Genomic DNA, 16362 nt, shown 5'->3' on the forward strand with positions numbered 1-16362 from the left:
TGCTGAGTACAGAGAAGGAACCGGATACGTTGTTTTCCGGGATGGTTCAAATGTCTTATGTATTTGAGATAACCTGAATTTATTACTAACTAATCATTAATTTATTGTATGGATTTTATCATAAAAAACACGCATTGCAATATGAGAAAACTGTCGTGGCGGTTTAAAAGCCGTAAAATAATGAGTTGTGTCCTTCTTCTTCTTTTGTTGGGGACACTACAGGCAATGGCACAACAAAAGATTACGGGAGTTGTGAAAGATGTATCGGGCGAAACGATCGCCGGAGCAAATGTGATGGTCAAAGGTACTACTACGGGAACAATGACTGATCTGGACGGACAATTCACATTGGATGCTTCGCCGAATGCCGTTTTGCAGGTATCGTTTATCGGCTATGTATCTGAAGATGTCAAGTTGGAAGGGAAAACCTCTGTTATCGTTATTCTGTCGGAAGATACACAGGCTCTTGACGAGGTGGTCGTAGTCGGTTATGGTTCGGTGAAGCGGCAGAACCTGACCAGCTCCGTATCCAAGATCACGGACGAAGCTGTGAAAGACAGGGCAATCACAACGCTGGGAGAAGCTTTTCAGGGACAGTTGGCGGGTGTCCGTTCTTCTGCTTCCGGCGGTGGTGTTCCGGGGGAAGAACTGGTGATCCGTATCCGTGGTATGAATACGATCAACGGGGATAGCAGTCCATTATATGTTATCGACGGCGTTCCCCGTGACAACATGAGTGATCTTAACCCGACGGATATCGCTTCTATTCAGATATTGAAAGATGCTTCCGCTACTTCTATCTATGGTTCAAGGGGAGCGAACGGGGTGGTCCTGATCGAAACAAAGCAGGGACAAGGTAAACCGACGATCACATTCGATGCCTATTATGGCGTTTCTACTCCGGAGAAGAAACTGGATGTGATGTCCGGTGAAGAATGGGTAGCGTGGAATATGTTCCGCAGAAACCTGAATCACCTGCGTGCAGGCGGCTCCATGAGCGACCCGATGTCGGCAAGAAGTGCAGGGAATCAGATCCCTTCCTCCTGGGCGTCTACTACGGAATTTACCGACTGGCAGGATGCGGTCATGCATACGGCTCCGATCCAGAGCTACCAGGCTTCTGCTTCTGCCAAAGGCGATATCGGGAGTATCTATTTCTCTGCCGGTTATATGAACCAGGAAGGTATTGTAAAGTATTCTTACTATGAAAGACTGAATGCCCGCCTGAATGCGATGATGAATATCACGAAGAAATTACGGACTGGGGTGAATGTTTCCATTTCGCATTCTGACCGTGACGGTGCAGATTCAAATGGAGGTAGCAACGGTAAAGGAAAGGAATCGTCTTTGCACCATGCTCTTATGCTTACTCCGTTAATGAAACTGACGGAAGGTACCCGCGACTGGGGATTCCCCGAGAATATAGGGACAACTTATCCGAATCCGGTAGAACAGTTGAAGTACACGACCGATAATACTAAATTCATGCGTGTGGCCGCATCTGTTTGGGGAGAATATGATATTCTTGACGGGTTGACCTTCAAAACCCAGTACAGTTATAATTATGACGGCAAAACGTATGAGTTCTTCCAGCCGGGTAACGTGACTTATTCCAATGGGAATGTGACCAGGGGGAACAGTAACTCTTCAAATACCCGTAACTGGGTTTTCCAGAATACATTGTCTTACGATAAATCGTTCAAGGATCATAACCTGAGTGTTTTGCTGGGACAAAGTGCGGAAGAGAAAAATTATTATATAATATCTGCTGCTGCCAGCGGATGGCCGTATGAGTCGATCGAAACATTAAATGTGGCGACGACGCCTACTACAGCGACAACGCAGCGTACTGCTTATACTACCGCTTCCTTCTTCGGGCGTGCTAGCTATGATTATAAGGAAAAGTATCTGTTGACAGTCAGTGCCCGTTATGACGGTTCCTCCCGTTTCGGCTCAAACAAGAAATGGGGGGTGTTCCCTTCTTTCTCTGCCGGCTGGAAAATCAATGAAGAGTCTTTTATGGAGAGCCTCGACTGGATTTCCTTATTGAAACTGAGAGCTGCCTGGGGTATGTCGGGTAACGACCGTATCGGCGATTATACCTATATGGCACTCTTGGGAAGCTACAATACTTCCTGGGGAGATAAGGTCTCTTCGGGTGTTGCCCCGAGCAGGATCGCTAATGAAGACCTGCAATGGGAATCGACGAAGACACTGGACTTCGGCCTTGATTTCTCCGCCCTGAAAAACCGTATACAGTTTAATTTCGACTATTATATCAATACCACGGACAACCTGTTGTTCAGTGTTCCCATCCCTTATACGACTGGTTTCTCCTCTTATACGGCGAATGTCGGTTCTATCAGGAACAAAGGTTGGGAGTTGGATATTACTTCTCATAATATTGTTGGGAAATTTGACTGGTCGACTTCTCTCAACTTCTCCCGCAACCGCAACGAAGTATTGGATATGGGTGAGATTGACCAGTTCACTTCTACTTCCTGGGATGCCCAGTTCATTACGAAAGTAGGAGGACCTGTATCCCAGTTCTATTGCTACAGGACAGATGGTATCCTGTTGCCTTCCGATTTCGATGCCAATGGCAAAGCGTTGGTTCCGATCCTTGCCGGTCAGGAAGTGGGTAACGTGAAGTATGTAGACCAGGATAAGGACGGTCAGATCACTTCTGCCGACTATGTTCCTTATGGCAATAACCTGCCGGACGTGGTATTCGGTTTGACGAACCGTTTCTCCTGGAATAATTTCGACCTGAGCATCTTGTTACAGGGACAGATCGGCGGTGATGTCCTCTTCCTGGGATCCCGCCAGTATGACAATGGCGGTGCCAATGTGAACGGTTTGAGAAGATGGCTTCGTTCTTATAAGCCGGACTATCTGGCATTATACGGCAGCAATGAAAATCCGATGCCTGTCGATTACCTGTCGCAACATGGTATCGATCTGTCATGGGATGGGGAAACTCCTAATCCGGTGGGTAAGAATGACAATAATGACGACCGCCGTATTTATGATGCCACTTATCTGAGGATAAAGAATATAACATTCGGTTATACAATTCCTAAGCAGGTGTTGAAAAATACTATCCTGAGTAATCTGAGATGTTATGTTTCCCTGGATAATTTGAAAACGTTCGACAGTTATCCGGGGTATACGCCGGAAACGAACAGTTTCGGGAATGCTACTACGATGATGGGACTGGATTACAGTACTTATCCGTTGAGCAAAAGGGTTATTTTTGGTGTGAGTGTCGTATTTTAATTAAAAATAAAGGATATGAAACAGTATAAGAAAAGTCTATATAAGTATTTTATTCTGCTGGCGATGGGTGGTTGTACACTATTGACGGGATGTAATGATTTTCTGACCACGATCCCGGAATCATCCTATAGTGCGGCAGGTTCCTACCAGTCACAGTCGGATTTCGACTATGCAATAGCAGCGGTTTATGCAGCTCAGCAGGAGCTTTACAAAACGAATGACTGCTGGTATCGTTTAATGATCGCCCGGAGTGACGATACCCGGAATGGGGCCGGCTATACTTTTGGAGTAGACCAGTTTACCGATTCGGACGATATCAGCTACTTGTCTTCCGCCTGGCAGAAGTTGTGGACGATCATTTCCCGTAGCAATATGATCCTGGATAAGATAGATGCCGTCGATTTTCCGGATGCTAACCTGAAAAATGCTATCAAAGGGGAAGCCTATACGTTACGTGCCTGGTCCTATTATACGTTGGGATGGATGTTCGGTGGTATGCCCTTGATCGATAAGGAGATGTCGGTGTCAGAAATTAAGACGATCGCCCGCTCTACACAGGAGCAGACATTTGAGTTTGCAGCAGACGATTATAAGAATGCGATTGGCTTGTTACCGGATTCATGGAGCGGCTCTAACCTGGGCCGGATCACGAAGTATGCGGCAGAAGGTGGCTTAGCACGTTTGTATATGTTCCAGTCCAGGTTCTCGGATGCTAAACCTTATCTTGCCGATATTATCAATTCCGGTTTGTATGCAATGGAAGAAGAGTATGTGAACTGCTTTACCGATTCGCACGATAATGGAAAAGAACGGGTTTGGGAAGTACAGTTCACCGGAAACCTGACTGGGGAAGGACAGACTTTTACCACCGGCCTGTTACCGGAAGGATATAAAGAAGGGGTATTGATGCCTTTTGCCGGTTATTCAACGGCCATGTATGTCTCGAAAGATATGGTGGCAGCCTATGAGGAGGGCGATCTGCGTAAAGATGTCTCTATCGTGACGAATTTGGTGATCAACGGAGTGGTTGAATCGAAATATCACTATATCCTGAAATATATCCATTATGATGCGTATACGCCGCAGACACAATCGGACTGGGCGAACAATCTGCCGGTTATCCGCTATACGGATGTGAAAATGATGTATGCCGAATGTTTGAATGAAGAAGGATATGCTGCCAACGGAGAGGCATTCAGGATTTTGAATGAAGTACGCGGCAGGGCAGGACTTCCCGCTTTGACGTCGGCTACGGTACCTGACCAGGATGCTTTTCGGAAAGCAATCATGCAGGAACGCCGCGTAGAGTTTGCATTCGAAGGTCTACGTTGGAATGATCTGGTTCGCTGGGGAATTGCACAGGAGGTCATAAACAAACATTTCCTCGATGAAGACGAAGGTGGCGGACGTTATTCTATGGATGGTGAATACCGGGAGATCTTCGCAATACCTTTTGATGAGCTGTCACGGTATAACAATAAAAATATCATGTGGCAGAATCCGGGTTATTGATTCTCTGACTGAATAAAAGGAACCGTTCTCCATATAGAGAGCGGTTGCCTTTCTTTTTTACTAATACTTAAATTGGCGACTTATGAACCGAATATATGTTTCCTTATGTTTCCTGTTGGCAGGACTGATTGGCTGGTCTTGCAGTAACGGCGGTCAATATAATGACGGTTATATCAAATATGAACCGGTAACCGTCTCTGATTTCGACAGACAGATATTATTGAAGAATATTGCTGAGATGGATAAAAGGTATGATCTGGAAGGCAGGATGATTACGAAGGTAATCAAAGACTGGAACTACCATACTGATGCTATGAACGGAACTTTTCATGAGGTACGCGCTTCCTTTTATTATGCTGTCTCTTTGCTGGACTGCGGAATGAAGGAGTACGAACAGCGTGCTTTCGATGTAATAGACAAAACGATCTCTTTGCAGGATACCGATCCGAATTCTCCGTCCTGTGGTGTATGGCCTTACTATGAAGAAGAGCCGTTGGCAACAAAGAAATCGCCGATCGATTATAACTGGGCTGATTTCAACGCTGTCTCTTTGCTGGATATTTATATGGGGCATAAAGACAAGTTACCTGCCGCCCTGTTGAAAAAGGTAGAGAATGCCTTGGTACTGGCTGCTAAATCCGTACAGAAAAGAAACTGTGGTCCCGGCTATACGAATATAGCGATCATGGGAACCTATGTGACCTATGTCACTTCTCATCTTTTTGATATGCCTGAAATGCAGGAGTATGCCAATGAACGGTTGAAGAAGTTCTATGAGTATACGCAGGAGAAAGGTGGCTTTTCCGAATATAACAGTCCGACTTATTCGATCGTGGCTATCGACGAACTGAACCGTATGCAACGCCATATCGTCGAGCCGGAAGCTAAACGGATGATTGATGAATTATATGTGAAATGCTGGGAAATGATAGCACGCCATTACCATAAAAAGTCGGCTCAGTGGGCAGGCCCGCATAGCCGTTCATACCGGACACTGGTGTCGACATCCTATTATGGCATATTGAAAGAGGCTTCCGAAGGTAAAGTAAACCTGGGATATGACCCGGAAAGAGTAGATGTGAAGACTAAACATCATATACCGGAAAACTTACTGTCTTATTTTCTGACTCCTGACTATCCGCGTACGGAGACAGATATCTTTGAAAAGGAAGAACCGCAGATTGTCGGGACGGCTTATCTGACGGATAACTATGTCCTATCTTCTGTTTCGAGATCGAGCATGTGGAACCAACGCCGTCCGTTGACTGCTTACTGGGGCGAATTGAATATGGCTCACTATTTACAGGTCCGCCTGCTTCATGATATGTATGATTTCAGTACGGCTTCTGTCTTTACCCGGCAGAAGGAGAATAAGGTGTTGGCTGTCATTAACTTTGGAACAAATGGCGGTGATAAACATATCAGTATCGACAGGATACGGGACGGGAAGTTCAAAGCGAAAGACCTTCGTCTGCGTTTTGAGTTCGGTAGTTGTAAAGATTTGGATGTCAGTCTGCCGGTCAGGGAGAATGTGGCTTTTACAGCAGAAGCATCCGGGTGTAAGACTGCTATTCGCTTGCTGGAAGCTCGTTTTGATCATCTGAAAGGATACTGGGAAAAAGGGGGTGACGGAGAGAACAGTTGGGTGGATTATGTGATCTATTCCGGTAATGAGAAAGATTTTGATCTGACTCAGGTAGCACAGGCTATTTATGCATTTGCATTGTCATTTGGAAATCAGTCGGATGAACTGTCGGTCGACGGAGCCGATGCTGTTATTTCAGATAATGTGTTGAACGCTTCCTGGGGGGATTTGTCTGTTCAGGCTCCGGTGAAACCCGGTAAGAATCCGGCTAATTTGTAAAATATGATAAACAGGAAATATATGAGACAAATTCTATGTTTGCTTCTGGTTCTGCTGATAGGAGGGAAAGACGGCGCTCATTCTCTCCCATTGGAAGTAAAGCCGCTGGCGGACCAGGTAAACGGCCAGGTCAGGGAAGCACCGGATGAGAGCCTTGACCCGGCGAGTTTTCCTGAAGGTTTTACTCCGAGAGAGATCGGGGCGAAGCTTGGCAGGCATTTTATACCGGGAGAACATTTTCTGCACGGAGGAAAGTGGATACATTATGCGGAAGTTTGTACTTGGTTGGGGGCTTTGAAATATGCGCAGATCGCCGGCGATAACGAATTGACAGGAATGCTGGAGAAACGTTTTGAGCCTTTGTTTAATGAGGAAAAAGCCTACTTGCCGATCAAGAACCATGTCGATCTGAACATGTTCGGCTGCCTGCCTCTGGAGTTTTACCAGGTAACTAAAGAGCAGAAATATTATGATCTGGGGATGCCTTATGCCGATACGCAGTGGGAGTTGCCGACAGATGCCACACCGGAAGAAAAGAGGAATGCAGAGAAAGGTTTCTCCTGGCAGACACGTCTTTGGATCGATGATATGTTCATGATCACGATCGTGCAGAGCCAGGCATACCGGGTAACCGGAGAGAAGAAATATATTGACCGTGCTGCCCGTGAAATGGTCTATTACCTGGATGAGTTACAACGATCGAATGGCTTGTTTTATCATGCTCCCGACGTCCCCTTCTTTTGGGCAAGAGGGAACGGTTGGATGGCTGCGGGCATGGCGGAGCTGTTAAAGGCATTGCCTGAGAATAATCGGGACCGGGATCGGATACTGGAAGGTTATCGTAAAATGATGGATAGTTTGAAAGCTTACCAGGGAAAGGACGGCATGTGGAATCAGTTGATAGATCAATCGGATTGCTGGCCTGAGACATCCGGTTCGGCGATGTTTGCTTATGCGATTATCACCGGTGTAAAACAGGGATGGCTGGATAAGAAAGAATATGCTCCGGTTGCACGCAGGGCCTGGTTGGCACTGGTTCCTTATATTAATGAAGAGGGAGATGTTCGTGAGGTTTGTGTAGGAACGAATAAGAAAAATGACAAACAGTATTATTATGATCGTCCGCGTATTGCGGGGGATTATCACGGGCAGGCCCCTTATCTTTGGTGTGCTACGGCACTTATGGAATAAATCGGTCTGGGTGTACCGGACAGGCTGGAAGGTACATCCGGGTTTTCTTAAAAAGAGCTATGTATATGAAATCGGGATTCAGTAAGTTCGGTCATTGGTTGTGTTTTATTGTTTTTGTTCAGTTACCGGCCGGGCTTTTTGCTGCCGGGATTGTGCGGCAGATAGAAATTGTAAATGACTGGGAAATCCATAAACAGGATGAACCGGTTGTGGTCGGTTTGAAAGATATTGACATTGATTTTGATGTCCGGTCGGTAAGGGTGTGGGATGGTGAGCGGGAAATCGCTTCCCAACTGGATGATCTGGATGGGAACGGGCTAGCGGATGAACTGGCTTTTGTAGCAGATATACCGCCTCGCTCCCGAAAGGAGTTCAGAATCGAATTCTTCTCTATTGATAAGCCAAATGATTATACGTCCCGTGTTTATGCAGAAATGTTGATCAGTGACCCTAAAGGAAAACATATACCGGTCCGGTCGCTGACGGTCCCTGCTTCCAGTTATGTCTATGATCATCTGCATCATCATGGTCCTGCTTTCGAATCGGAGTTGGTTGCTTATCGTATTTATTTCGATAAGAAACAGACGGTAGATATTTACGGAAAGTTCACAAAACGGTTGGAGATTGAGAAAAGCCAGTTTTATCCGACAGATGAGCAGCTTGCCCAAGGCTATGGGGATGATGTCCTGCTTGTCGGGAATAGTTGCGGACTAGGTACGTTGAAAGGTTGGGATGGAGTGCAGGCTACTCATATAGAGAATGCGGAAGCCTTTAGTGAAACGATATGTGCCTATGGTCCGATCCGGACGGTGGTAGATGTTCGTTCTCATCACTGGAAATACCAGGGTTCCGATTTGCAGATGACGATCCGTTATATTTTGTATGCAGGACATCGCGATTGTGAAGTGCAGGTTTATTTTAGTGAACCGTTGAAAAAGGAGGTGTTTAGTACAGGGCTTCTGAAAATGAAGGATTCCCGGTCTTATTCCGATCATAAGGGAACGTTGGCTTGTTGGGGAACAGACTGGCCTGTAGGCGATACGGTTAAATACGCTAAGGAAACGGTAGGGTTAGCCATTTCTCTTCCTGACGATTTGATCCGGCAGGAAACTGAAGATCGATACAATGACTTGTATATTATACAGGCGGAAGGGAGGTGTTCATTTAGTTATCATATCGTTTTCACTTCTATGAAGGAGTCTTTTGGTTATAAAGATGCGGATGCCTGGTTTGAATATGTCAGGCAATGGACTGAAGGTTTAAAGAAAAAATGCCATGTGAAGATCTGGAAAAATAGCATCGACAATAAATATGAAGGGGATTAGGACTGCATACCAGTCCTGATTCCTTTCACATGTGTATATGGGTACCGTCGGAATAGTAGTGTAAAAGGAGTTGAAACAGTTATTCTGCCAATAAAAAGTAAATGATAATAAGTTTTACATAAGTTACTTAAGAAGATATTATTATCTTTGATGAATAGAATTATCGAAGGAAAAGTTTATCCGGTAAGTGGAGGATAAACGCTGTTGTAAGAAACTTATGATACTGGTCAGTCGGATTTGAATTTTAAATACTAAGTATATGAAACGATTACTATTTACATTGTTGGGTTTGTTAACCTTCGGAGGCTTGCAAGCTCAGAACATACCTGCCGACAAATTGTATGGACTTGGAAACTGGGATGCCGACTCGCTGGGTAATCACCGGGTTGTCGTATCGGTGGAAAAACCGGCGGATGCGGTACTGGCTACTATCGAATGGCGTCGCCGTGACCTGAATCCGGAAGATAAGAATCTGATCGTAGTGGATGCGACGACCGGAAAACGGATTACCAATGTATGCCGTTTCGCTGTGAACCGGGAGAGAGGGGAAGTGGCTTTCCAGCCGCAGACTGTTCCGGGAGAGTATTACATTTATTACCTGAAAAATGTGATGAGCGGCAGCCGTTACTATCCGACTGTCAATTATCCTCCTTTCGAGAATACCGCTTCGGCCGACTGGGTAAAGAAAAATAAATTGTCGGGCAAGAAAGCTCCTTCACTTCCGGCTGCCCGGATCGTGCAGTTTCAGGCGATCGACCAGTTGAATAGCTTTTATCCGATGGAGGTGATCGCGACGGCCGACGAGACTGCCCGCCTGTTGAAAAAACATCCTTCCGAGAACTATATTTTGTTTACCGAGGACCGGAAATATCCGATTCGCATGACGACCGATATCCCTTATAAGTGGATTGCCGATGACCGGCACGATACCTTTACGGGAGAGGCCGATAAAGGCGAATATTATGTATTCCAGCTGGGCGTATGGGCGGCCCGTACGGATGTGGAGAATCTGCATGTGGACTTTTCGGCTCTGTCTAATGCTGTGACCGGCGAGCAGATACCCGCCTCTTCGTTTACCTGTTTCAATACGGAAGGGACGGATGTGACGGGAACCGTATTTAAGAAGAACTGCTCCGTCGAACAGGGTAAGGTACAGGCTTTATGGATCGGTACACAACTGCCGGAGCATCTTTCTTCGGGAACCTATCAGGGGACGGTGACGGTCTCTGCTGCCAATGCGGAAAGTAAAACGGTGCAGGTCTCCTTGCGTGTATCTGAAAATGTAATAGCGAACCACGGTGATAATGAACCCTGGCGCCATTCCCGTCTGCGGTGGCTCAATTCGCAGATAGGTTTTGATGACGAGGTGATCGCTCCTTATACGCCGTTGGTGATGAAAGATAAGACAATCGGTTGCCTGGGGCGTGAGGTTACGCTTTCGTCCTTGGGATTGCCTGCCGGCATTACCAGTTATTTTAAGGAAACGATGACGGGAATCGGAACCGACGGGCGGTCTGTCCTATCGGCTCCGATGGAACTGGCAGCGGATGGCGGTGCCTGGGAGAATCTGAACTTTGAGATCACGAAGCACAAACAGGGAGCTATCGCCTGGAAGGCTTTGAACCAGAACAGCCGTTTCCTGATGGATCTGGAAGGAGAGATGGAATCGGATGGGAATATCGAATATAAAGTGACGCTGGTTGCCCGCGAAGATGCTTCCGTGGAAGATATAGGACTGCGTACGCATCTGGCACCCGGCATAGGACGTTATATGATGGGGCTGGGAGAGAAAGGCGGTTATTGCCCGAAAGACCTCCGCTGGAAATGGAACGTGGAGAAAAACCAGGATGGCCCCTGGGTAGGCGATGTTAATGCCGGCCTCCAGATCCGTTTCTACGACAATACATATGAACGTCCGTTGAATACGAATTTCTATCACCAGAAACCGCTGCATATGCCCGTTTCCTGGTGCAATAACGGAAACGGCGGCATCGATATCAACAAGGCTGCCGACGGCACACGGATCAATGCCTATTCCGGGAAGCGGGAGGTAAAGAAGGGGGACAGACTGTATTATTATTTTAATATCGCCATCACCCCGTTCCGTCCGGTCGATACCGATAAGCAATGGCGCGAACGTTATTATCATAGTTATGATTTTATAGAGAAGGTTGAAAAGGTGGGTGCTAATGTGATTAATATACATCATGCAAACGGCATCAATCCTTTTATCAACTATCCGTTCCTGCGGACGAAGGAGATGAAGGCTTATATCGACGGAGCGCATGCCCGGGATATGAAGGTGAAGATTTATAATACGGTTCGCGAACTGTCCAACAGTTGTGTGGAGATGTTCGCTTTGCGGAGCCTGGGGAATGAGATTTTCTCGGAAGGTCCCGGCGGCGGTTTCTCCTGGTTGCAGGAACATTTGGACCAGAACTACATCGGCGCCTGGTTTGTGCCCCACCTGAAAGATGCGGCAATCGTAAACAGCGGCGTTTCCCGCTGGCATAATTATTATCTGGAAGGCCTCGACTGGCTGGTAAAGAACGTGGGTATCGATGGCTTGTATATCGATGACCTGGCATTCGATCGCATGACGATGAAGCGTATCCGAAAGATCATGAACCGCACGAATCCGGGCGCGATGATTGACCTGCATTCGGCAAACCAGTATAATGAGCGCGACGGCTTTGCCAACAGTGCGAACCTTTATCTCGAACATTTCCCGTATCTCGACCGCCTGTGGTTCGGCGAGTATTTCAATTATGATTTTCCTCCCGAGTTCTGGCTGATAGAAGTCTCCGGTATTCCTTACGGACTGATGGGGGAAATGCTGGAAGGCGGCGGCAACCCGTGGCGGGGCATGTTGTACGGCATGACCGGCCGCAGCCCGCGTGTAGATAACGGCCCGTTGTGGAAGTTATGGGATTCGTTCGGTATGCAGCACAGCGAAATGATCGGCTACTGGGTGAAAGATAATCCGGTAAAGACAAACAGCGAAAAGACATTGGCGACTATCTACCGCCATACAGGAGAAAAAACATTGATCTCGCTGGCAACCTGGGAAGATACGGATGCTAAAGTGACTCTTTCCGTGGATTGGACGGCGCTTGGCCTGGATCCGTCGAAAGTAACGTTGTATGCACCGGAAATAGAGAATTTCCAGCCGGAAACAACCTGGAAACCGGGAGATGAGATCACTGTCCCTAAAGGAAAAGGGTTACTGATTAGTGTGCAACAAAAATAGCTGAGGTGATTTACGGTTGAAGTGCCGGAAACAATGTTTCTCCCACTTCAACCGTGAGTAAACCTGCCGGAAACATTGTAAATTCCATTTCAACCCTGAGTAAATATGCCAGAAACATTGTAAATTTGATTTCGCCCCTGGGTGAACCTGCCAGAAACATTGTGAATTCCATTTCGACCCTGCGTCAAGTGGTCAGAAACATTGTTTCCGGCATTTCAACAGTATTATTAGCCTAAATATCATTATATGAAAAGTAATATAATCCTTCTTTTAGTTGCAATAATTATGTTGCAACCATTATCAGCACAGCAGCAGGCGGTTGTAACGGAAACGTTGCAAACAGTAAAAACCTACCCGTTCTCCGACCCCGATCCGGTGGCCGATCCTTCCGACTTGTTTTATCCCTATTTCCGTTTCGACGGATTCTCTGCCAAAGTAATAGACAAGGAGTGGAAAGTCGTTACGCTTGAAAACGACTATATCCGCCTGACCCTTTTCCCGGAGATCGGAGGGAAGATATGGGGAGCTGTGGATAAGACCTCCGGAAAGGAGTTTATCTATAATAACCATGTGGTGAAGTTCCGTGATATTGCCATGCGCGGACCCTGGACTTCGGGCGGTATCGAATTTAATTTCGGTATAATAGGCCATGCGCCGACCTCCAGCACACCTGTCGATTACCTGACGCAACAGAAGAACGATGGCAGTGTAAGCTGCTACGTCTCTTCCTACGACCTGGTGACCCGTACGTTTTGGACTGTGGAAGTGAATCTGCCGAAAGACAAGGCTTATTTTACTACCACGACAACCTGGCATAACGGATCTTCCATCGATCAGCCTTATTACCAGTGGATGAATGCCGGTTATCGGGCGGCCGGAAATGCACAGTTCTGTTATCCGGGAACCAATTATATCGGTCATGGCGGCGAACTCCATTCGTTCCCGCTCGATGAACAGGGACGCGATATTTCCTGGTATGAAAAGAATGATTTCGGAAACTCGAAGTCTTATCATGTACTGGGCAAATACAATGACTTCTATGGCGCTTACTGGCACGATGATGATTTCGGATCTATCCATCATGCGGATTATGATGAGAAACTGGGGATGAAGATTTTCCTTTGGGGCCTGTCCCGTGAAGGTGGTATCTGGGAAGATCTGTTAACCGATACCGACGGGCAGTACATCGAATTGCAATCCGGCCGTATGTATAACCAGCCTGCTTCCAACAGTGGTTTTACTCCTTATAAGCATACCGCTTTCGGCCCTCAGGCGACAGACCGTTGGACAGAATACTGGTTCCCGGTAAAGGGGATCAAAGGCGTGTCGAAAGCCGGCCGTGTCGGGGCATTGAATGTATTGCGTGAGGATGGTTATCTGAAATTATATTTCTCCCCGTTACAGCAACTTTCCACGACCTTAAAGTTGTATGACGGCGATGGAAAGGAAGTACATTCTTTCCCATTGGCCTGTGGCGTATTGGAGACCTGGAAAGATTCCATTCCGTTGAATGGGGTTGTAGCCCGGGGAAACCTGAAAGTGGTTGTGGGCGAAGATCTGCTGGTTTATTCGGAGGTACCTTCGGATAACATCACCAGTCGCCCGAAACAATTGCCTGCCGATTTCGACTGGAACTCGGTATATGGTCTTTATACGCAGGGTGAACAATGGATGAATCAGAAGGTCTATGACAAAGCGGAGAGGTATCTGGCTGCCTCTCTGAAAGCAGACCCTTATTTCCTTCCGGCACTGACAAGCCTGGCTTCTTTGTATTACCGTCAGGGACGTTATGAAGAGGCATTGGTGCATTGCCGGACGGCACTTGGCATCAATACGTATCAGGGTGAAACCAATTATTTGTATGGCTTGTGTAATATGGCTTTAGGAAATAACACGGATGCCAAAGACGGTTTCTCGGTAGCGTCTTATTCCCCCTCCGTGCGCAGTGCTGCTTATGAGAAGCTGGCAGAGATGTATCTGATCGACCGTAACTGGACAAAGGCGGAACAATATGCGTTGAAGAGCAAAGAGTTTAATAAACGCAACCTGAGTGCGGATCAGGTATTAATGGTAGTCTATCGTAAGACAGCCCGGTTGCCGGAAGCAAAAGCGCTTATCGATCCGTTGCTGGAAGAGCTTCCGTTGTACCATGCAGCACGTTTTGAACAACTCTATCAGGGCGACGGCTCCGGGCATCCGATAGATGATTTTCAGTCATTGATACGCAACGAACTTCCTTTTGAAACTTATATGGAGCTGGCTGAATGGTATGAGTCGGTCGGTTGCACAGAAGAAGCTTTGTCTCTCTTGTCCTGTGCCGGCAACTATCCGGTTGCCCTCTACAAACAGGCTTACCTGTTGCACCGGACAGGCAATGACGATGAAAGCCTTCGCGTGCTGCAACGTGCTAATGAAGTTTCTCCGGAGATGGTCTTCCCTTTCCGCCCCGGCTCTTTGAAAGCGTTGGAATGGGCCGCAACCGTGCGTCCCGACTGGAAGATCAGTTATTATAAAGGCTTGATCTACTGGGCAAATCAAAACAGGGAGAAAGCATTGTCTTTGTTCAATGATTGCGGGGAGACCGGTTATGCCCCCTTCTATCTGAGCCGTGCTTCTTTGAAGAGTGGTGAAGAGCGGTTGGTAGACTTGCTGAAAGCGGAGCAGGTCGGAATGTCATGGCGTACAGGGTTTGCATTGATAAATCAGTATACTGCGAACAACCAATGGCAGCAGGCTGTAGAGACCGGAAAGAAGTACATAAAGAAATATCCGTCTAATTATTATATCGGCCTGAAATATGCAAAGGCTTTATGTGAAACAGGCCAGTACCAGCCTTGCATTTCCTTACTGAACAAGATGCAGGTCCTTCCGAATGAAGGCTCGTATGCCGGACGTGCCGTTTATCGTGCCGCTAACCTCTACCAGGCAATGGAACAGCTGAGCCGGAAGAACTACAGGCAGGTCATGCGAAATGTGGAAGCCTCAAAGGAATGGCCCGAAAACCTGGGAGTAGGCAAACCTTATGACGATATGATTGATAGCCGTCTGGAAGATTATCTGGAAGCAAAAGCCTTGACGGGGCAGGGGGATAATCAAAAAGCAGCGACACTCTTGTCGTCTGTGGCCGGTTATAAAACGTCACGTTCCCGGTTTGGTTCCGGCAATCTCCTGACTGCACTGGCCTTGCGTGAGCTGGGAAAAGAAGTGGAAGCGGACCGTATGGTTGCCTCCTGGGAAACGGATTTCCCTGAAAACCGGATTACCCAGTGGTGTGCAGCCGTTTACCGCGGCGAGATGGAAAAAGCCTCCGGAATGCTCAAGTCCCGCAATGAACAAGCGGATACGACCCCGTGGGAAACTTCTTTCCGTGATTCCAATTTCGATCTGATCGTCCGCCTGTTTTCTACGGCAGACTAATGAATATAAAAGCCATTCACCTTCTTTGCAACTACAGCTATGCCGGAATGCGAGGTGTTGGGATATTATACATACGACGTGACCGACCTGTTGACCGATGGGGATAATTGCATTGTGCCCGTTTGAATCCGGGTTGGTACATAGTCTGTGTAAGCATACCTATGTCTATTGTATGGGTATCAATATAGTAGGTATCCCATCTAACGATACCGGCAGGCTATCTTTATTTGTGTGTAAATATATGTTATTTATTGTCCTTTATAAAAGTCTTTTATTGTCTATAAAACTTAAGTGTATAGGGCGTTTTGTACAAAAAGAACCATTCTGTCATTTTTATAACATTTAAAGTCATTTTTCTAAACAATATTTATTTCCGAGTGAATACTTTTGTTGTTGTAAATATACTGGCCATATAATACAAAGAATCTATCATGTTTAACTTTAAATGTAATATGCCTATGCCCTAATTGTAATTGAAAGCACTAGTATCAAATTTATACAAAGTACAATTTTGATAATCTTAA

Annotated in this window: 7 protein-coding genes; all 7 read left to right on the plus strand. The window is 46.6% G+C overall.

The window, feature by feature from the left end:
- The first annotated feature begins 141 nt into the window (after positions 1 to 141).
- Positions 142 to 3279, plus strand: a complete 3138-nt coding sequence (locus tag HMPREF1535_RS08910) for a SusC/RagA family TonB-linked outer membrane protein (protein ID WP_010801105.1) — start codon at positions 142 to 144, stop codon at positions 3277 to 3279.
- Positions 3280 to 3294: 15 nt separating this feature from the next.
- The gene (locus tag HMPREF1535_RS08915; RefSeq protein ID WP_010801104.1) at positions 3295 to 4791 is read left to right on the plus strand and encodes a RagB/SusD family nutrient uptake outer membrane protein; all 1497 of its coding nucleotides are present in this window, start codon (positions 3295 to 3297) and stop codon (positions 4789 to 4791) included.
- Between the two features lie 82 nt (positions 4792 to 4873).
- Positions 4874 to 6655 (plus strand): hypothetical protein, encoded by a 1782-nt coding sequence (locus HMPREF1535_RS08920; protein ID WP_046145914.1) that lies wholly within the window; start codon positions 4874 to 4876, stop codon positions 6653 to 6655.
- A gap of 21 nt (positions 6656 to 6676) precedes the next feature.
- Complete coding sequence (locus HMPREF1535_RS08925) at positions 6677 to 7846, plus strand: glycoside hydrolase family 88/105 protein (RefSeq protein ID WP_046145915.1); 1170 nt, start codon at positions 6677 to 6679, stop codon at positions 7844 to 7846.
- 65 nt (positions 7847 to 7911) lie between these two features.
- Entirely contained in the window at positions 7912 to 9171 is a 1260-nt protein-coding gene (locus tag HMPREF1535_RS08930; protein ID WP_052716711.1) for a DUF4861 domain-containing protein, read from the plus strand.
- A 259-nt stretch (positions 9172 to 9430) separates the two neighbouring features.
- Complete coding sequence (locus HMPREF1535_RS08935; RefSeq protein WP_046145916.1) at positions 9431 to 12421, plus strand: glycoside hydrolase domain-containing protein; 2991 nt, start codon at positions 9431 to 9433, stop codon at positions 12419 to 12421.
- Between the two features lie 246 nt (positions 12422 to 12667).
- On the plus strand, positions 12668 to 15838 hold the full coding sequence (locus HMPREF1535_RS08940) for a DUF5107 domain-containing protein (protein WP_046145917.1): 3171 nt from the start codon (positions 12668 to 12670) through the stop codon (positions 15836 to 15838).
- Positions 15839 to 16362: the final 524 nt, after the last annotated feature.

It is taken from the genome of Parabacteroides goldsteinii DSM 19448 = WAL 12034 (genome assembly GCF_000969835.1).
GTDB lineage: Bacteria > Bacteroidota > Bacteroidia > Bacteroidales > Tannerellaceae > Parabacteroides > Parabacteroides goldsteinii.